Source organism: Salinibacterium sp. ZJ450 (genome assembly GCF_011751885.2).
Lineage (GTDB): Bacteria > Actinomycetota > Actinomycetes > Actinomycetales > Microbacteriaceae > Ruicaihuangia.
This window is the reverse complement of the sequence record NZ_CP061771.1, coordinates 2,269,305-2,286,078: the sequence shown is the minus strand read 5'-3', so window position 1 is coordinate 2,286,078 and position 16,774 is coordinate 2,269,305. Positions and strand designations below refer to the sequence as shown.

The following is a 16,774-nucleotide window of genomic DNA, read 5'->3' as shown; positions in this document are numbered from 1 at the left end:
GTCCGGACCGAGGTTGGTCACAACCGTGCAATCGGTCGGTAGTGACATCCAATATCCGCCAGTCGGCGTCTCGGTGAATTTGGAATCATCGGCGAGTATGACCACGATGGGGGCTCGCAGCGAGGAATCGAGCGGCTCGTAGGCTCCGAACAGATATCGGAGCATCTGGTACGACCGGACCTCCGGTTCGTCGCTTTGAAGGATCTGACGCGCAAGCTCGAGATCGTCGTCGTTGCCTTCCGTCTCGAACCGTGTGATTAACTCGTCGGCAAGGTAGTCCGGATTCCGGAGCCAGAAGTGAGTTTCTGGAGCAGCACCTGTGAGCGGGGTAGGGAGCCTTCCAGACAGGCAGCCCAGCTCGCATCAGTTTTTCTTGGTTCGAGTCCAGGTACCCCAGCAGTAAACCCCCGGTAAAACGGGGGTTTTCTTGTTGACCTAGTCGCGCGCCGGCGGGGGTTTTTGGTCTTTTTCGTTGGCAGCGACAAGAAAACTGCGCGGGAGCCCCTTGCCCGCCTCCCGTAAGCCGAGCAGACGTTAGAGAATTCGCTGCTGCCCTTCTGGAAACGTGCCGCGCCTCATATATCGCGGGGACGAGGGTTCCGCGGTGGCGAGCGCTCCGGGAAGTGCCACGAGCGCGGCACCGTTCCAATCGCAGCCGGGGTGGGTCAAAGGGGTCTGGACGTGGAGGGTGATAGATCTGCATTTGACCTTCTCTCTCTGACGTCAAGAATCATGAGGACGAGTACGGCGGCACTGAGGGCGGCCAGTGATAGTGCGGCAATACCGACTGCGGTGCTCAAACTGCCCGTAGTAGCGAGTGCGCCGACGCCGATAGCGGTGCCTGCTTGGAGAGCGTAGGCGATGAGGTAGAGCAGGGATAGTGTCGCGCCGCGATGGCGCTCGGAAGCGACACTGTTGATGAGACCGAGCCCTCCGGTGAATGCGAAGGAGTAGGCGATTCCGCCGATGACGCACCAGCCGAGAAAGAGGGAGATGGAGCCGAAAGCACTGGCGGCGGCCATGAGCCCGAGGCTGAGGACCGTCAGGGTTACGCCGATCCAGACTGAGGTGTGCGCGGGGACGCGGGACAAGAAAAGTGCGGTGATGCCGATGGCGGCCGCCGAGCACCCGAGGAGGATTCCGACGATCGCACTGTTCTCGGTGTGTGCGAACTGGGTGATCATGTGCGCGCCGAGGGAGAGGAAGATCGCGCCCACACAGTAGGCGAGGGAGACTGACAGGGTGGCGATGGAGAAGCGTAGTCGGATGCCCTGGGGCACGCTGGGTACCTGCGGTCGCCAACGTTGGACATGGATCGGCCGGTCATCCGGTGCGCACATCAGCGCAGCGATTGATGCCAAGGACAGGATGAGCAGGACGATGTAGCTCCAGAGCAGGGGCAACGGGACGAACCGTGCAAGCACGCCACTGAGCGCCAGGGCGAGGGTGAGTCCTGTCGCGGTGGCCACGGTCGCCATGGAGCTGGCGAATCGGGGGCTGCTGGCGGTGTTGTTCTCGATCAGTGACGCGGTCGCCGCCCCCATCGCCAATCCTGCGCCGGCGCCTTGCAGTACTCGCCCGGCGAACAGGAATGCCACATTAGGGGCAACGGCGAAGAGGATCGCCGAGGCCGCGATGAGAGCCACGCCGACAATCATGACTCGTCGTCGTCCGAGCTGGTCGGAGAGATTTCCGAAGAGCGGCAAGACGACGATCAGTGCGAGCTGGTAGGTAGCGAACACCGTAGTGATGATGAGCGGGGTCAGATCCCACTGCTCAGCGTAGATCGGGTACAGCACGCTGGGCGCGCCGGACGACCAGAGCACCAGAGCGAGCACCGATGCCGACGCCCAGAACGCCCCCCGCCTGCCCAGTCGACCTTGCTTGCGGGGACGGGACGTGTTCTCAGGCCAGACTGTCCCTCGTTGGGTCATCGGGCGGGGCCTGGGTGGATGATCAGGCAGGTGCTCGATGCGGTGGCCAACACTTGGCCGGCGCGGTCGCGGATATCGGCGTCGGCGAAGGCCGCGCTCTTGCCGCGGCGGGTGACCCAGCCGTGGGCGGTGACGGTTCCAGTTTCGGCGGTGATCGGCCGGAGGAAGGAGACCTTGATCTCCAGGCTCGTGTATCCGACTCCAGAGGGCAGGGTGCTGTGCACGGCACACCCGCATACCGAGTCAAGAACCGTCGCGAAAAATCCTCCGTGGACCGATCCGACGGGGTTGTAATGCGACTCGTCAGGCTGGGCGGTCATCACGACATCGCCATCGGCGACGGAGATGATCTCCAGTCCAATGTGGCTACTGATTGGTGGCGGCGGCATCAGGCCGTCAACCATTGCTCGCAGTTGCTCGATCCCGGGCCGCTCGAACAGCTTCGTCTTGTCCTCTTCGGGGCGGTGGTAATAGATGGTGCGCGAACGGTTCGTCGGCGGTTGGGGCGGTGGTGTCATCAGCTGTCCTCCGGGTGCTCGATACAAGGCATGGGTGCTCAGGCGACAGGGATGATCGGGGGATCAAACGATCCTGCGTGACCGCCTTGCAGCCCGTTCAGAGATTTGACGTTGCCCTCATGCGGGACGCCAAGATCGATGGCGCTTATGGTGGTGAGCCGCTCGTACTGTTCGTCGCTGAGATGGAGGTCGAGTGCGGCGAGGTAGTCGTCCAGTTGGGCGAGGTCGCGGGGGCCGATAATCGGCACCGAGGAGGTTGCAAGACGCCGCGACCTCTCGTTGACCCACGCAGCCGCCACCTGCGCCGGGGTGCGGCCGACCTCCTCGGCTACCTCGATCACCGCATCCACGACGGCGGTCTTCTGTTCGGTGGATTCGGTGTGCACGAGCGTCTTCCAGTCGCTCAGGCGTCCCGCTTGGCTCTTGCGATACTTGCCGGTCAGCAGCCCGCCACCCAGCGGCGACCACAGCGTCACGTCCAGACCGAGAGCTTCGGCCATCGGCAGCAGTTCCCGGTCCGCGGTGCGCTCGACCAGGCTGTACTCGACTTGAATCCCGGCCACCGGAGCCCACCCGGACACGTCGGACAGTAGGGCGGCGAGGGAGACACGCCAGGCGGGAAAATTGGAGAACGCCGCATAGAGGATCTTGCCCTGGCCGATCAGCTCATCCAAGCCGCGCAGCAGTTCATCGACCGGAGTGAGCGCATCCGGGTAGTGCACCCAGAGCACGTCAATATAGTCCGTTCCCAGCCGGCTCAGGCTCTCCTCGACGGAGACACGCAGATTCTTCCGGGCGTTGCCGGTGCGGGAGAGCTTCCGTTGGGGGTTCGCGCCGACGGCGAACTTCGTAGCCAGCACCAGGTCGTCAAGGTCGGCGCGGATGAACTCACCGACCAGCTGCTCGGACTGGCCGGCCTGGTAGGTGTCGGCGGTGTCGATAAAGTTGCCACCTGCCTGCACGAAGCGGTCAAAGATCGCTTTCGCTTCGTCCCGTTCCGTGCCCGCTCCCCACCCGGTGCCAAAGTTCCCAGTGCCGAGGGCGTACTGCGAGACCCGCAGCCCTGTGCGGCGGCCAAACGTCGTGTAACGCAATGTTTCGTCTCCTTCGCCGAAGGCGTATCCGGTTGCCGGAAGGGCTGGGATCAACCGTACCGATGCTAAGTTGGTTATAGCAACTCAGCGGAGATATGGCGGGCCGAACGGCGCGCGGGAGGAGTCCTTGACGATGCCGGTATTCCAGGTTCATATCCCCGATGAGCGGTTCTCGCCGGAACAGAAGCGCGCTCTGGCTGAAGCCCTGCCGCAGGCGCTCAATGATGCGCTGGGGATTCCCGCTGATGATCAGTTCGTCGCAATCACTTCGCACGGCTCGGACGAGCTCTACTTGAGCCTCGGCTACATGGGGATGCGACGAAGTGCGGATGCGGTCATCATTACCGTGCTCTTCACGGCTGAGCGACCGCTGGGGGATAAAAGAGTGCTGACGACGGCAATCTGCCGAAATGTCGTCGACGTGCTGGGCATCAGTGCCGATGATGTGTTCATCGCGCTGGTCCCGGTGCCGAAAGAGAATTTCTCCTTCGGCCGGGGCGAGCTGCAGCTCGCCACCGAATAGCTCACCCGCGTGTGCTGTGTCTCTCCGCCTAAACATCGCTGCTGGATCGGTTGGACAGAGTCAAGAGAGGGTTGGTCCATGCCACGTAAGTCGCGTATTCTCGCGGATGCACTGGACAATCAGTGCGCCATCGTCAGGTCTCTAGGGGTTCTCAGTGACTCCTGGAGCTTCCTCCTGCTGCGCGAGGCGCTCCTGGGGAGGCGCACATTCGCGCAGTTCCGAGACTCTTTGGGCATCGCGACTGACGTGCTCAGTGCACGGCTGAACACGCTCGTGGAGCACGGCGTGTTGGAGAAGATTCCGTATCAAGAGCCAGGGCAGCGCACCCGCGATGCCTACGACCTGACCGCAGCAGGTAATGAGCTGAAGGTCGTGCTGGTAGCGATGCAGCAGTGGGGTGAGGTACACGTTCCTCAAGGGCGAGGTGTGAGCGTGCTTCCGCTGACTCGCGACGGCCAAGAGCGGGTGCGCGCAGCTTTGGTCGGTGCCCATGGCGTGATCCTGGGCCACGAGGATGTGGAGTTCGTTCGCGTTACCGCCTCTGACTCTTCCGGTGCCGAGCAGCCGGCCAACGCGGGCCCGGAGAGCGACACACTCGGGGCGGTGCTGGCGGGCGGACCCGGCTGAGATCAGTGGGGCAGAATGGCAGCGATCTGTCCGCGGATGCGTTCGATGATCTCTTCGGTGCTGACGGGAGAGTTCGCACCGCTGGCCATAGTCATGAACATGCTCGACAAGACAACGCGGGCAAGGGTGGCAGCATCGGCTTCATCGATGGCCTCGTGGCGGCTGAGAATGCCCGCGAGGGCGTGCTCTGTCTGAGCCACGATTTTCAGGGCTTCGGCGTGATGCGGCTCACTGGGATCTCCGAAGAGCATCTCGCGAAGGTAGGTGCGCCCGTTATCGACCTGGACCCGATTGCACTCTACAACCGGCCTGACGATTGCCAGCACGGCATCGAGAACGCTGGGCACCGTCTCCGCAGCCGCCCGGCCGCTGGCAAGTGCCGTGGAGTAGTGGGTGTTCTGGACGAGTAGCAGCAGTTCGCCCTTGGTCTTGGCGTACAGGAACAGGGTGCCGGCGCCGATGTCGGCTTTGTCGGCGATCTGCTGGGTGGTGACCTCATCGACGCCTTGTGTGGCGAACAGTTCGCTGGCGGCTGCGGTGATGCGTTCGAGCTTGGCCTGCTTGTTCCGCTCGCGTCGACCGATCGACTGTGGTGCGAGTGGCATGGGAGATCCTCCTGGAATAAACCATGACCGTACTCAGTTATGATTACAGTCACTGTCGCGTGGGCTCGAATGTGCCTGGACTCATTCTCTCACGGCGACGCGAGATAGCCCGTTACTCGGGTCGCCGCAGTGGCCGCTTCTGACCGTTCGATGTAAAAGGAACTATTCTCATGACTTCACCTTCACTGTGGCAGCCGTTTGCGCTGGGGCGCATCGAACTTCCGCACCGCCTCGCCCTGGCACCGATGACGCGCAACCGTGCGAACGTCGACGGCACTCCGGGGGAGCTGGCGGCGGAGTACTACGGGCAACGCGCCGCTCTTGGTCTGCTGATCAGCGAGGGAACCCAGCCATCTGCGGACGGGCAGGGTTACGTCAACACCCCAGGCATCTACGCGCCCGAGCACATCGCCGGGTGGCGAAAGGTCGTCGACGCGGTGCACGAGCGCGGCGGGCACTTGTTCGTCCAGCTGATGCACGTGGGCCGGACCTCGCATCCGGACAACACCCCGCACCACCGGCAGCCGGTCGCACCATCAGCAATCGCTCCCGGGCAGGAGATGCACACGCCCACCGGTCCTCAGCCGATCCCGACACCGCGCGAGCTGCGTGCAGAGGAGATTCAAGACGTGATCGGTGAGTTCCGTCACGCCGCAGCCTCGGCGATCGCGGCCGGGGCGGACGGGGTGGAGATCCACGCCGCGAACGGGTACCTGCTCCACCAGTTCCTCTCCCCGAATGCCAACCACCGCACCGACGGCTACGGCGGCTCGGTGGAGAACCGGGCCCGGTTCGTCGTCGAGGTCGCGCAGGCTGTTGCCGAGGAGATCGGCGCGGACCGCACCGGCATCCGTATCTCCCCGGCCTTCCCCCTCGGTGGTCTCGACGAGGGCGACACCGAATCGGTGCGTGCCCAGTACCGCTACCTGGTCGGTGAGCTCGCGAAGCTGAACCTGGCCTACTTGCACGTGCACCACCTCGGCGACGACGAGGTGCTGCGCTCCTTCCGTGAGGTATGGCCGACAGCGGTGCTCGTGGTCCGGTACGGGCGCGACCGGGAGCAGATCGCTGCCGACATCGACGCAGGGCTGGCGGACGTCGCGCCGCTCGGCCGGTTCGCTCTGGCCAACCCCGACATCGTCGAGCGGTTGCGCACGGATGCCCCGTTGAACGAGTTGGACCCGACCACCCTGTATGTCGGGGATGCGGCCGGGTACACCGATTACCCGGTCCTGGCACTCGTCTAGCGCCCGCCGTGAGCCGCCCGCGGGGTTCTGCCCCCGCTTGGCGGGCGGCTCACACCTCACTGAGTTTTTCAAGTTCCCAATTAGATGAAAGAAGTACTCATGCCCTCACTCAATGGAGCCGTCGTTCTCGTCACCGGAGCCAACGGCGGAATCGGTACCCAGTTCGTGCACGAGGCTCTCGCCCGCGGTGCGGTCAAGGTCTACGCCACCGCCCGCAACCCCCGTACCTGGGATGATGACCGCATCGTCCCGCTGATCCTCGACGTCACTGACCCCGCCTCCATCCAGGCCGCCGCTGACGCTGCACAGGACGTGACCGTGCTGATCAACAATGCCGGCACCTCTGCCTCCACCCCGGGCATCCTGAGCCACACTGATGCGGAGATCCGTGCGAATGTCGAGACCAATTTCCTTGGTCCGCTCTTCCTCGCCCGCGCGTTCGCACCCATCCTCTCTTCGAAGGGCGGGAACACGGCGATCATCGACATGCACTCGGCACTGTCCTGGTACGCCGTCATGGGGATCTATTCGGCTACCAAGGCCGCACTGTGGTCTGCAACAAACTCCCTGCGTCTGGAGCTGGCCCCCGCGGGAGTCCATGTCGTGGGTGTTCACGTCGGCTATGTCGACACGGCGATGGCCGCGAACGCCCCCGGCCCGAAGGTCGACCCAGCAGTGCTGGTCGGCAAGGTGTTCGATGCGACAGAGGCGGGGGAATACGAGGTCCTCGCCGACGACACGTCCGTGCAGCTGAAGGCCGGCCTCAGCGCGCCCTTGGAAGCGGTCTACCCACAGCTCGGTAACACCGCCGCGTAACCCCGCACCATCCGGGGCTCCGCAGGCCCGATTGCATCGGACCTGCGGCGCCCCGCCTGGGAGAATCTGAACTCCGTACTCCGCTCAGAGCGCGGATGGTCGAAGGAACAGACGATGACATTGAGCGACACCACCGAACGCGCACGACACGCGATCTACACGCACCTGGCTGCGACGGGGACTCTCCCCGAGGAGGCGATGCTGCAGGCAATCCACGCGACTCGTCCCGGTGGCCACGTCGCTACGTGGGCGTCTCCTACAGTGTGGAGCTCGACGGCCTCGACCTGTTCTTCTCCACCGTGAGCGCCTGCTCGGCGGGCCCGCCCCGGTCCGCCGATTCCTGCCCGAGCTGATCGACGTCATCATGACCGACCAGATCGACCCCGGCATCGTCTTCGACCTCACCCTCCCGCTCGAAGAGGCCGCCGAAGGATACCGGGCGATGGACGAACGCCGGGCGACCAAGGTGCTGCTCACGTTCTGACTAACCCCAATCCACGCGGCGAGGCAGCAGTACCTGCCCCAGGTGCCTCGCCGTGTGACACATCACCACCGGCTGAGTGAGGGGCCCTTACCCTGGGCTTCAGAACCTCGACTCACGAAGCCAAATGCCGAGACACAGCTGAAAGGACACCATGGAACTCGACGATCTCCTTGAGGTGCTGAATGCAGGCCAGACCATCAGGGGGGATTCACCCTTGCATCAGGTCATGCACCGGGTCAGCCAGGATGCCCTACGCATCACCGGCGAACTTAACAGCGGATATCACGAACCGGCGCGGGTGCGGGAGCTGCTGTCTCAGCTGACCGGCAAGCCAGTTGACGAATCTGTGACGGTCTTCCCGCCCTTCTACTCCGACTTCGGAAAGAACATCACCCTCGGGAAACGGATCTTCATCAACTCGGGGTGCAAGTTTCAGGACCAAGGCGGAGTGGTCATCGGCGACGACTGCTTGATCGGGCACAACACGGTCATGGCCACACTCAACCACGACCTCACGCCGAGCCGCCGTGCCGACATGCACCCGGCCCCCATCGTTGTCGGCCGCAATGTTTGGATCGGCTCCAACGCCACCGTTCTGCCGGGCGTGACGATCGGTGATAACGCAGTCGTGGCGGCTGCGTCTGTAGTCACGAAGGATGTGCCAGAAAACACCATTGTCGTGGGCTCCCCGGCCCGAGTGGTTCGCTCACTGCTGTCGAGCTGAACCCCGTTTCAGTTTCGATTGGGCGCCCAGTCGGGTGAATCTGACCCGAAGGCGGACTATATATCGCCGACCTTTAATGGGCAGTGAATCTCCGTGTCGAACTGTACCGACTGTTTTGGTGACGCGATCACTGGTCTTGCCGCTGGCCTTCGACAACTCAGCACTGTGCAGCGGCAATAAGCAGCACCCGACGGGGACGCTGAGCGGGCGCAGGTTCAGGCAGCGGCTCTGTGAGCGGGCAGCCCCCCGGAGAGCCACCCTGCTCAAGTGCGTTATCAGCGCTGGAAGGTGTCCAGACAGCGAGCGGACGGTACCGCCGCATCACCGCAGTCATCATCGTTCGTCCGCCGTCCCGCAAGACCCGCCGGTTGATCTGCCCGGTCAATAGAATCCCGCGCGCCCTGAACGCTACAAGTAACCACCTGTTTGAAGAGTCACTTCGGGTGCGACGACGGACTGATGAGGGTCCGGAGTCGCCCACATCTTCTGGCGTCGCTAGCGAGTCAGCGAACGGCGACCAAGAACGTGACCAAAAACGCGATCCGCAGACCAGAATCAGCCGGTACGGCTCCGTAGGAGTCGGTACACTTGGGGCATGGAAATCGCGGAGATCCGCGGATTCCTGCGGCGAACACCCATCGGCCATCCGGACGCCCAAGGCTTCAGTTGTTCTTGGTTCGAGTCCAGGTACCCCAGCAGTAAAAACCCCCGCTAAAGCGGGGGTTTTCTTGTTTGACCCGCCAACCTCGGCGTCGAAGAGGTGCCGCTTTCCCTCGACGAGGGAGTCGCGGGCTTCCTCCGTCCTACGGGATGAGCGGGCTTGCAGTGCGCACGGCGGAAACGACGTCGAGGATGCCCCGAGCGGTCGCCATCGCGTCGTCTTGATCAGAGATCAATGACGCATGGGTGGCCCCGTCGATGACGCGGTGCAGGCTATTGGTCGAGAGTGAGGCAAGGGCGTCCTGCGAAGCGGCCCAGCCGGGCTGGCTGCCGCTGCCTGCTGTGAGAACAGCCAGCGGCTTGTCGGTGAAGTTTCTCAGAGCGGCAGCCTGCTGCGCTGAGGAGCCCGCGTGGAGGTACTCGTCGATCGTGCCTTCCAGGTGGCTGGGTGTCTCCACTCCGATGATTCGGCCGAGTCCAAGGCTGGCTGCGGCGGCTCCCAGTGCGGAGAGTCGGTTTATCGTGTCGGCGGAGTCGGCGGAGTCGGCGGAGTCGGCGCGAGTGGGCTGCGTTGAATCCGGTTCTGTTCCCGAAGCTGGTGCGGTCGAGTCCACCAGCACCAGTCCGGCGACGTCGCCGGGGTAGCGGGCGGCGAAAGTGAGCGCGTAGAGGCCCCCGAATGAATGTCCGGCCAGCACATACGGTCCAGGCTCGTTCCCGCGCTGCAGCAACGTGTGGAGATCGGTCGCGGTCTGAGCGCCGTCCTGCGCGGTCGGCGCCGGATCGCTCCACCCACGTCCTGCCCGGTCGTAGACGCACACCCGGGTATCACGGGCAACAACCGGTGCGATGAATGCGAGGTCAGACGACATGAGGCCTGCGCCCGGTTCCAGCACGACGGTAGGACTGCCTGAGCCGGTGCAGTTCAGGTACAGGCGGTGTCCGCCGACGTCGATTAACTGACCCTGCGCCGGATACTCCCCAGCATCCACTGCTGCACGCACCGTTTCGTAGCCGCTACCCAGCGAAGCCAGAGCCAGCATCGCAATCACTGGGTAGAGGAGCACGCGCCCGCTCCGGCTACGAAGCTGTCGAGGAGCCCTGACGACCATCCAAACCACTAACACCAACAAGACCGGCGGCCATACCCAGGCGAGCACTTCCTGCGCTGGGGAACCGAACGCCATCAGAAGGAAACCGCCCAGAGCCATGAAAAGCGCTGGAGCCGCGGCCCACCTCTGTGGCTGATCCGTGAACCTCACCGACAGCACAGTCAACATGGCCCATCCCAGCGCAAGCCCCAGCAGGATGGCGCCGGTCACGCCGCTCGGGGTTGCCGGAATCACCGGGGCGGCGGCCAGCAGTAATGCAGCGAGGGCTCCGGTAACCAATGAGCCGGCCACAATCCAACCGATGTGTCCCTTCCGCGAACGATCAGAGCCGGGCGGACGGTCCTGGTCCTTGAACCTAGGGCTCGTGGCAGTGGGAGCCGTCGTTTCCTGCCCGCCGGTAAAGATTGTCATGTGCCCATGCTGTCTTTCGCCGGCAGCGGACGTGCATGGCAAAAATGCCCTGCATGGAAAGAATTCTGCTCATCTGGTGCCTCACTGAGTACAGTGGCACTTGTGCACCGAGTCGTCGCGTTGGCACTGCCGGATGTGGTCGCTTTTGACCTGGCCATTCCAGCGCAGGTTTTCGGCCACGAGGATGAACGGGGACGGTACTCCTTCCGGGTCTGCGCAGCCCAGCCTGGCCTGGTGTCGACGACCTCCGGGTTTTCCATCCAGGCCGCTGATGGCTTGGACGCCCTTCTGTCCGCGGATACAGTCGTGGTGCCCGGCTACGCGCCGCTCGACGATCCGCCCGCTGAGGTCTGCGAAGCTCTGCGTCAGGCAGCGGCCAACGGGGCCCGCGTGGTGTCGGTGTGCACAGGCGCCTTCGCTCTCGCTGCTGCAGGTCTCTTGGACGGCAAGCGGGCAACCACCCACTGGAGAAACGCCGAACGCCTTCGAACCCTGTACCCGGGCGTCACCGTCGATGCCGACGTCCTATACATAGATCAAGGCAGCGTCAGCACCAGCGCCGGGGTTGCGGCAGGCATAGACCTCTGTCTGCACCTGGTCCGCAAGGACTATGGAACCGAGGCGGCGAACAGCATTGCGCGACGGATGGTGGTGGCCCCGCACCGGGAAGGGGGCCAAGTCCAGTTCATGGAACGTGCGGTCGCCGCCCCCTTGGCCCTCTTCGCCGACACCTGCGCCTGGGCCAGGCTGAACCTGGCTGAACCGCTCACAGTCGACGACATGGCTGCCCATGCCGGCTGGGCACCCCGGAGCTTCACACGGAAATTTGCGGCCGAAGCAGGAATGACACCTTTGAGGTGGCTAAACGATCAACGCATCGCCGAAGCATGTCGGCTTTTGGAAACCACTGACCTGACGGTGCAGGCGGTTGCCTCCAGAACTGGCCTGGGAACGACAGCAAATTTCCGGCTCCACTTCACCCGGAAACTTAACACCACACCCTCAAGCTACCGCCGCCTCTACCAGGGCAGGAACCGGCAGGCCGCGCCAGCCTAGACCTTCCCGGCGTGGCAATTACCGCTCGCGTGTCCCGAGCGAGGACCTTCGACTCTGCCGCCGGAAACTGTCTTGCGCGACGGTGGCCAGGTCGCTCACCCCATCGAGACCGAGGAGAAGCGCCATGCTGCCCACCCCCGACGAGCCCATCGGATCCGTGACGCTTGATAAGTGCTGGGAGTTGCTCGCCGCCAGCGAGCTCGGGCGACGCGTTCCACGCCGCTAATCGCGCGAGAAAGTCGGGACCGCGGATCAGCGGGCGAGGCCGGAAACCAGGTTGATGGCGGTCGCAAGCACGAAGACCCCGAGAACGTATGAAAGCAGCGAGTGCCGAAGGGCCGTCATCCGGATGTCGTGGGTCTCGAGGTTGGTGTCTGACACCTGGAAGGTAGCTCCGATCGTGACCGCGAGGTAGGCGAAGTCGGTGTACCGCGGAGATTCCTTTTGGTTGAAGTTGATTCCGCCCGGGTTGTTTCTGTAATAGAGATGCGCGTATCGCAACGTGAACACGGTGGTGACCAGCAGCCACGACACGGCGATTGTTGCCAACGCCAGGGCAACCAGCCAGAGCTTCAACGCTCCCTGAACACTGCCAGCCTCGATCAGGATCAGCGCGATCGTACCGAAGCTCGCGATACTCGCGCACAGCAGCAGTACCTCGGCGACCAGCCGGGAACGGTCCTCCATCGTCGCGTGACGAGAGGTTTGCGCGCCATCGAAACGGCCGATCACCAGCCACGTCCAGGACAGGAAGATTATTGCCGCGGCCACCCATCCGAGTGCTGGCGCAAATGTCCAACTGACCGTGAACCCGACAGCAAGTCCGACAGCTACCCCTACCGCTAGCGCGACGCTCACCCGGGTACCAGCCCGGTGAATGAGGGAATCGTACTCGCTAGCCTCCACGCACCGATCATAAGTTCGTGCGAGCACCATACGGTGGTGTTCAGCGCACCGCAGATGATCGGGTCAGCTCGGTCGTCCGGCCGCAGGGCGGCTCGCGCACGACGCGGTCGCGAGCGTGTGTAAGTACTGAACCACCCATGACTTCGGCCCCCGCTCTCTAGATGCTCATCGCTACAGCGTCTTCTTCAGCTTCTTCCAATGCTTCTTAACCTTCTTTAAGGTGTCCGGAACGGCATCGAGGATCTCATCCGGAGGGCGGTGCGAGGCGGCGAGCTCGGTGGCCGGGTCGGATAGGTCGGGGTGGGAGTCGCGCAGACGCTCCGCCAGTTGTCCTGCGGCAGTCTGGTCCTGCAGCTCGCCGAGGAGATCCTGCGCGTCCTTGAGCGCGGAGATGAGCTTCTGGGCAGGCTTTTCGTAGAGGTCTTCGACGAACTCCGCCGTGAAGCGCAACTGTCGCGCCCGCCGGCGCACCGCGTGATATCGCTCCGCTGATGGGCGCTTGTTCAGACGACGCAGGGCCTTGCGAAATCGGCGATGGCGCATTCTGAGCATGTCCGGGGCGAAGCTGTCGAGCGACTGCGGATCGCCGGCATCCGTCTCATCGAGTCCGGCAGAAACGCGCTGCGCAAGCGATTTGAATCGGTTGCTGGTGAGCGCGTTGTACTCGATGCGATGTGCGCGGTCTCGTTCGTCGGAGAGGGCGGCAAGCAAGGAGGAGTGCGCCTTGCCGCTCTTGTGGTCTGCCTCCACCGCCGCGTACTGCACATCGGCGTCGCGCGCGTCGCCGAGCTGACTGCCGAGCCACTTGAGCTCGTCGGTGGTTGTCACGAGGTTGTGCGGCAGCACCTCGTCGAAGCTGCTGAGCGCGGTACGCAGCCGCCGAATGGCGACGCGGCCTCGGTGCAGTGCCTCCGGGTCGTCGGCTGCGAGGATGCCAGCGAGCTCGGCCATGAAGGCCAGCCATAGGGTCCGCGTCACCTCCCTGCCGCGATCCTGCGCCGACAACTTCGTCATGTGTCAACTGTAGGGCGGCGCATCCCCGCCCGGCGGGTCTGCCCCCGCGGCGGGTTATCGGCGGGATTCCGCGTGGCTACGCGGCGCGGGCGAAGAAGCCGCGCACCTTGCCGGCGATCTTGCGGGCAGATGCTGCCTCCTCGTCGATCGCAGGCTCAGGGACGAACGCGACCCGGAAGCAGCCCTTGCACAGCGCCACCGTGCGGTGGGTGGCGAGGCCCTTGCCGAAGTACGGGTTCGGGCGGGTCTCCATCTTGGAGCCGCACGCGGTGCACTCCATCGGAGGCTGGGCTGCGGTTTCGGGCACGGCGATGGTGGGGGCAGCGGACATCGTTGTATCACTTTCGGGAAAAGGGATCGGGTATAGCGGGTGGTGATCGTGTCCGGCACATGCGCGGCTGGTAAGACCGTAGGTGGCGCGCGGGAGATCGGGCGGGCCGACGGGTAATGCGGGTAGTGCGGGGGCCCACAGACGAGTCTGTCCAGTTGCGAAAGATTGTCATAGTCCCAGAATGGGGTACATCTCATGTCCCCCTCGCGGCGGACGTGGAACTGGGTACCGAGACACCCCATCGTTATCTGGTAGTTACTCGTCTTATCTAGTGTGAGGTTCACCCGACCACTCACTGCAGCCAAACACTGGAGCGCCAATGTCCCGACTCACCGTCAGCCTGCTCGCGGCTGTCGCGCTGCTGGTCACTGGCTGCGCCACCGTGCCAGGCGGATCGCCCGAGCCGGATGCCGCGATCGTGGAGGCCCACGATTGCCTTGCCCCCAACCTGGGTGACCTCGTGTTCCCACCCGAGGCATCCGCCGTCGACCGTCCGCCTGCCCCGGCGCCCGGACGTGTGCCGGCGGACTTCCAGCCGGTCACCGCCTACCGCTGCGTCCTGCATTCCAGCGTCGAGGACGCCGAGGGAATCTGGAGCGCCGTCACGGTTGAGCGCTTCGACGGTGACCTGTCGGCCCTGCTCACCGCGCTGGCGCAACCCCACGACGGCAGCAGCCCCTTGATGGCCTGCACCGCCGACATGGAGCTCGTGCCGCCACTCTGGCTTGCGGATGCCGCGGGGCGGGCGGTTCACGTCAGCTATCCCCGCAATGCCTGCGGCAAAACGAAACCGGCCACCAGGGACGCGCTCGAAGCGCTGACGCTGACGGAGACCGTGACGCTGAAGGGCGAGCTGGTTGAGTCGCGGGCGGCGATCGACAGCGGATGCTTCATGGGGTGGTGGGCGCGGATCCTCGACTGGCCAGCAGGCGTGGTGGCGGTCGAACCCGGTGACGCGGTCATCAATCAAGACGGCATGACGGTGATCCCGGTCGGGCCGCCTGCGCTGCCAGCGGCAAACGCCGTGGACGGGGTGCGCTGGTGCGAGTACACCGCGGTCGACCCCGCGGTGACCCACCAAAGTGAGCCCACCGGCGCACCGGGAGTCGCCGAGCTCGATCAGCACAGCGGTCAGCGCTCGCCCACCGAGGGCCGGTTCGCGCGCGGCGGTCAGCTGGGCCCGGATGCGGCCGGGGTTGTGCTCGCCGCGGCATCCGGTCAGATCGTCCCTGACTGCGGCGCCGACGCGACGGCATTTGTGGTGCTCTTCTTCCTCGATGACGGCGTCGACACGGGGGCGACCATCACCGTCGAACTGGACGGATGCGAGCACCTGATCGGTCCCGACGGGAAATCACGCGCCGTACCCGCCGAACTCAGGCAGCTGCTCGCCGAGCGCTGAGCCGCGGCGCGCACTCTCACGGCTACAACTCGAGCGTGTCTCCCGGCTCGAGGGGGTGATAGGTGCCGCCGCCGAGTTCGGTGGCCTGCCCGATCCGGGCGTCTGACAGCTTGCGTCCCGCGACGGAGAGCACCATTTCGTGGGTGGGGAAGGACCGGGTGGGTTTCACCGCGGCCACGTAGTCGATCACCTCGCTGATCTTCAGCCAGGGCGCCCCCGCCGGAACGGCGAGCGTGTCGACCTTCACCGGAGGAATGGTGAAGGAGTCGCCGGCGTAATAGATGCGGTCGTTGATCAGCACGCCGGTGTTGTCGATCACCGGAATCGACGAGTGGATGACGGCGTGCTTCGAGCCGAAGAACTTGAGGGTGAACGGCCCCACGGTCACCTCGTCGCCCTCGTGAACGGCGTGGACGGTGAAGTCGTCACCGACGGCGGCGACCACGCCGGGAGGGCCGTAGATCGCGACATCCTGATTGTGATCAAGGATTGCCTTCAGCTGGTCTGGGGTCCAATGATCGGCGTGCTCATGGGTGATCACCACGGCAATGACGCCGTCGACGCCGAGCAGCGGTGTCGTGTATGAACCCGGGTCGATGACGAGTTTCTGGCCGTCTTCCTCGACGATGAAGCACGCGTGTTCCTGCTTGGTCAGTCTCATGTTCTGACCATACGGCGTGCGTCGGCACGCGCGCAGCAACTCGTGCGCACGTGCCGGCGTGGAATCGGTCTACTCCTGATCGCCGATGGCGAAGCGCACCGAGCCGTCCTCGGCGACCTCGGCGTCAAGCACCTTGTCGGCGAGCGCGGTCGCCACGATCGGCTCCAGATAGACGTGGGCTCCGCCGGACTCGATGACCTCATCGGCCGGTTCCGGCCCGGCTGCGATGGCCACGTTCAGCGCGCTGCCGCCGGCCTCGTCGCTGCTGACGCGCAGGCCACCGTCTTCTGTGCCCAGGCTCTGGGCAGCAATGTTCTTCACCACCGTGCTGGCAGTTTCCGTCAGGGTAAGCATGATGCTCCTTTTCGATCGCTGGCAGGAAGCTCCCCAGTCTGCGGATCGGCGACGGCACTCTCAACCCGGTGCGCGGCTCTTTGGGCGGATTCACACCTCGGGTTGTGGCGCCTCTCGGGCTCGCTCGACGTCATCTGGCGTTCGTCTGGCGCTCGTTTTGGCGACCGAGAAACCTTGTGGCATACTCGTCTAGTTGCGAAAACGGCCCCATCGTATAGCGGCCTAGTACGCCGCCCTCTCACGGCGGTAACGCGGGTTCGAATCCCGCTGGGGTCACAACAGCCCGGTTCCCTTT

At 64.4% G+C, this 16,774-nt stretch carries 17 protein-coding genes, 1 tRNA gene and 1 pseudogene; 9 read left to right on the top strand and 10 right to left on the bottom strand.

Annotated features, from left to right (window positions below; all coding sequences use genetic code 11):
- Positions 1-665: 665 nt before the first annotated feature.
- The 3 genes from HCT51_RS10970 to HCT51_RS10960 are packed head-to-tail and all read right to left on the bottom strand — an operon-like array spanning position 666 to position 3,546.
- Positions 666-1,934 carry an MFS transporter gene (locus HCT51_RS10970; protein WP_166873967.1) on the bottom strand — a complete coding sequence of 423 codons (1,269 nt, stop codon included), beginning with the start codon at positions 1,932-1,934 and terminating at the stop codon, positions 666-668.
- Positions 1,931-2,452: a PaaI family thioesterase gene (locus HCT51_RS10965; protein ID WP_166873964.1), complete on the bottom strand. Its 522-nt coding sequence runs from the start codon at positions 2,450-2,452 to the stop codon at positions 1,931-1,933. The genes HCT51_RS10970 and HCT51_RS10965 overlap by 4 nt, the downstream gene beginning before the upstream one ends.
- 38 nt (positions 2,453-2,490) lie before the next feature.
- Positions 2,491-3,546: an aldo/keto reductase gene (locus tag HCT51_RS10960; RefSeq protein WP_166873961.1), complete on the bottom strand. Its 1,056-nt coding sequence runs from the start codon at positions 3,544-3,546 to the stop codon at positions 2,491-2,493.
- A gap of 133 nt (positions 3,547-3,679) precedes the next feature.
- Between HCT51_RS10960 and HCT51_RS10955 the strand changes: the two genes are divergently transcribed.
- Together HCT51_RS10955 and HCT51_RS10950 are read left to right on the top strand one after the other, a co-directional pair.
- Positions 3,680-4,069, top strand: coding sequence for a tautomerase family protein (locus HCT51_RS10955; RefSeq protein ID WP_166873958.1), 390 nt, complete (start codon positions 3,680-3,682; stop codon positions 4,067-4,069).
- A 78-nt stretch (positions 4,070-4,147) separates the two neighbouring features.
- Positions 4,148-4,696 (top strand): winged helix-turn-helix transcriptional regulator, encoded by a 549-nt coding sequence (locus HCT51_RS10950; RefSeq protein ID WP_166873955.1) that lies wholly within the window; start codon positions 4,148-4,150, stop codon positions 4,694-4,696.
- Positions 4,697-4,698: 2 nt separating this feature from the next.
- Here HCT51_RS10950 and HCT51_RS10945 read toward each other — a convergent pair whose 3' ends face one another.
- On the bottom strand, positions 4,699-5,301 hold the full coding sequence (locus tag HCT51_RS10945; RefSeq protein ID WP_166873952.1) for a TetR/AcrR family transcriptional regulator: 603 nt from the start codon (positions 5,299-5,301) through the stop codon (positions 4,699-4,701).
- Positions 5,302-5,471: 170 nt separating this feature from the next.
- Here HCT51_RS10945 and HCT51_RS10940 point away from each other — a divergent pair, with 170 nt between their 5' ends.
- The 4 genes and pseudogenes from HCT51_RS10940 to HCT51_RS10925 all read left to right on the top strand — a co-directional run bounded on the left by HCT51_RS10940 (position 5,472) and on the right by HCT51_RS10925 (position 8,572).
- Complete coding sequence (locus HCT51_RS10940) at positions 5,472-6,548, top strand: alkene reductase (protein WP_166873949.1); 1,077 nt, start codon at positions 5,472-5,474, stop codon at positions 6,546-6,548.
- Positions 6,549-6,647: 99 nt separating this feature from the next.
- On the top strand, positions 6,648-7,364 hold the full coding sequence (locus HCT51_RS10935; protein ID WP_166873945.1) for an SDR family oxidoreductase: 717 nt from the start codon (positions 6,648-6,650) through the stop codon (positions 7,362-7,364).
- Positions 7,365-7,535: 171 nt separating this feature from the next.
- Positions 7,536-7,848: pseudogene (locus HCT51_RS10930) on the top strand (IMP dehydrogenase); the annotation flags it as partial.
- Positions 7,849-7,999: 151 nt separating this feature from the next.
- Positions 8,000-8,572 (top strand): DapH/DapD/GlmU-related protein, encoded by a 573-nt coding sequence (locus tag HCT51_RS10925; protein ID WP_166873942.1) that lies wholly within the window; start codon positions 8,000-8,002, stop codon positions 8,570-8,572.
- A gap of 803 nt (positions 8,573-9,375) precedes the next feature.
- Here HCT51_RS10925 and HCT51_RS10920 read toward each other — a convergent pair.
- On the bottom strand, positions 9,376-10,554 hold the full coding sequence (locus HCT51_RS10920) for an alpha/beta hydrolase (RefSeq protein ID WP_224760453.1): 1,179 nt from the start codon (positions 10,552-10,554) through the stop codon (positions 9,376-9,378).
- A 303-nt stretch (positions 10,555-10,857) separates the two neighbouring features.
- On the opposite strand from HCT51_RS10920, the gene HCT51_RS10915 reads away from it, so the two are divergent.
- Positions 10,858-11,811 carry a GlxA family transcriptional regulator gene (locus HCT51_RS10915; RefSeq protein ID WP_224760452.1) on the top strand — a complete coding sequence of 318 codons (954 nt, stop codon included), beginning with the start codon at positions 10,858-10,860 and terminating at the stop codon, positions 11,809-11,811.
- A 252-nt stretch (positions 11,812-12,063) separates the two neighbouring features.
- Here HCT51_RS10915 and HCT51_RS10910 read toward each other — a convergent pair whose 3' ends face one another.
- The 3 genes from HCT51_RS10910 to HCT51_RS10900 all read right to left on the bottom strand — a co-directional run bounded on the left by HCT51_RS10910 (position 12,064) and on the right by HCT51_RS10900 (position 14,062).
- The gene (locus HCT51_RS10910; RefSeq protein WP_224760774.1) at positions 12,064-12,669 is read right to left on the bottom strand and encodes a DUF1345 domain-containing protein; all 606 of its coding nucleotides are present in this window, start codon (positions 12,667-12,669) and stop codon (positions 12,064-12,066) included.
- Between the two features lie 219 nt (positions 12,670-12,888).
- The gene (locus tag HCT51_RS10905; RefSeq protein WP_166873930.1) at positions 12,889-13,731 is read right to left on the bottom strand and encodes a CHAD domain-containing protein; all 843 of its coding nucleotides are present in this window, start codon (positions 13,729-13,731) and stop codon (positions 12,889-12,891) included.
- Positions 13,732-13,807: 76 nt separating this feature from the next.
- On the bottom strand, positions 13,808-14,062 hold the full coding sequence (locus HCT51_RS10900) for a hypothetical protein (protein WP_166873928.1): 255 nt from the start codon (positions 14,060-14,062) through the stop codon (positions 13,808-13,810).
- Positions 14,063-14,381: 319 nt separating this feature from the next.
- Here HCT51_RS10900 and HCT51_RS10895 point away from each other — a divergent pair, with 319 nt between their 5' ends.
- Entirely contained in the window at positions 14,382-15,464 is a 1,083-nt protein-coding gene (locus HCT51_RS10895; RefSeq protein ID WP_166873923.1) for a hypothetical protein, read from the top strand.
- 22 nt (positions 15,465-15,486) lie between these two features.
- Here the strand turns inward: HCT51_RS10895 and HCT51_RS10890 are convergent, their stop codons facing one another.
- Positions 15,487-16,125, bottom strand: coding sequence for an MBL fold metallo-hydrolase (locus HCT51_RS10890; RefSeq protein ID WP_166873918.1), 639 nt, complete (start codon positions 16,123-16,125; stop codon positions 15,487-15,489).
- Between the two features lie 69 nt (positions 16,126-16,194).
- Positions 16,195-16,479, bottom strand: coding sequence for an iron-sulfur cluster assembly accessory protein (locus HCT51_RS10885; protein WP_166873915.1), 285 nt, complete (start codon positions 16,477-16,479; stop codon positions 16,195-16,197).
- Positions 16,480-16,682: 203 nt separating this feature from the next.
- Between HCT51_RS10885 and HCT51_RS10880 the strand changes: the two genes are divergently transcribed.
- A tRNA-Glu gene (locus HCT51_RS10880) sits at positions 16,683-16,755 on the top strand.
- Positions 16,756-16,774 lie beyond the last annotated feature (19 nt).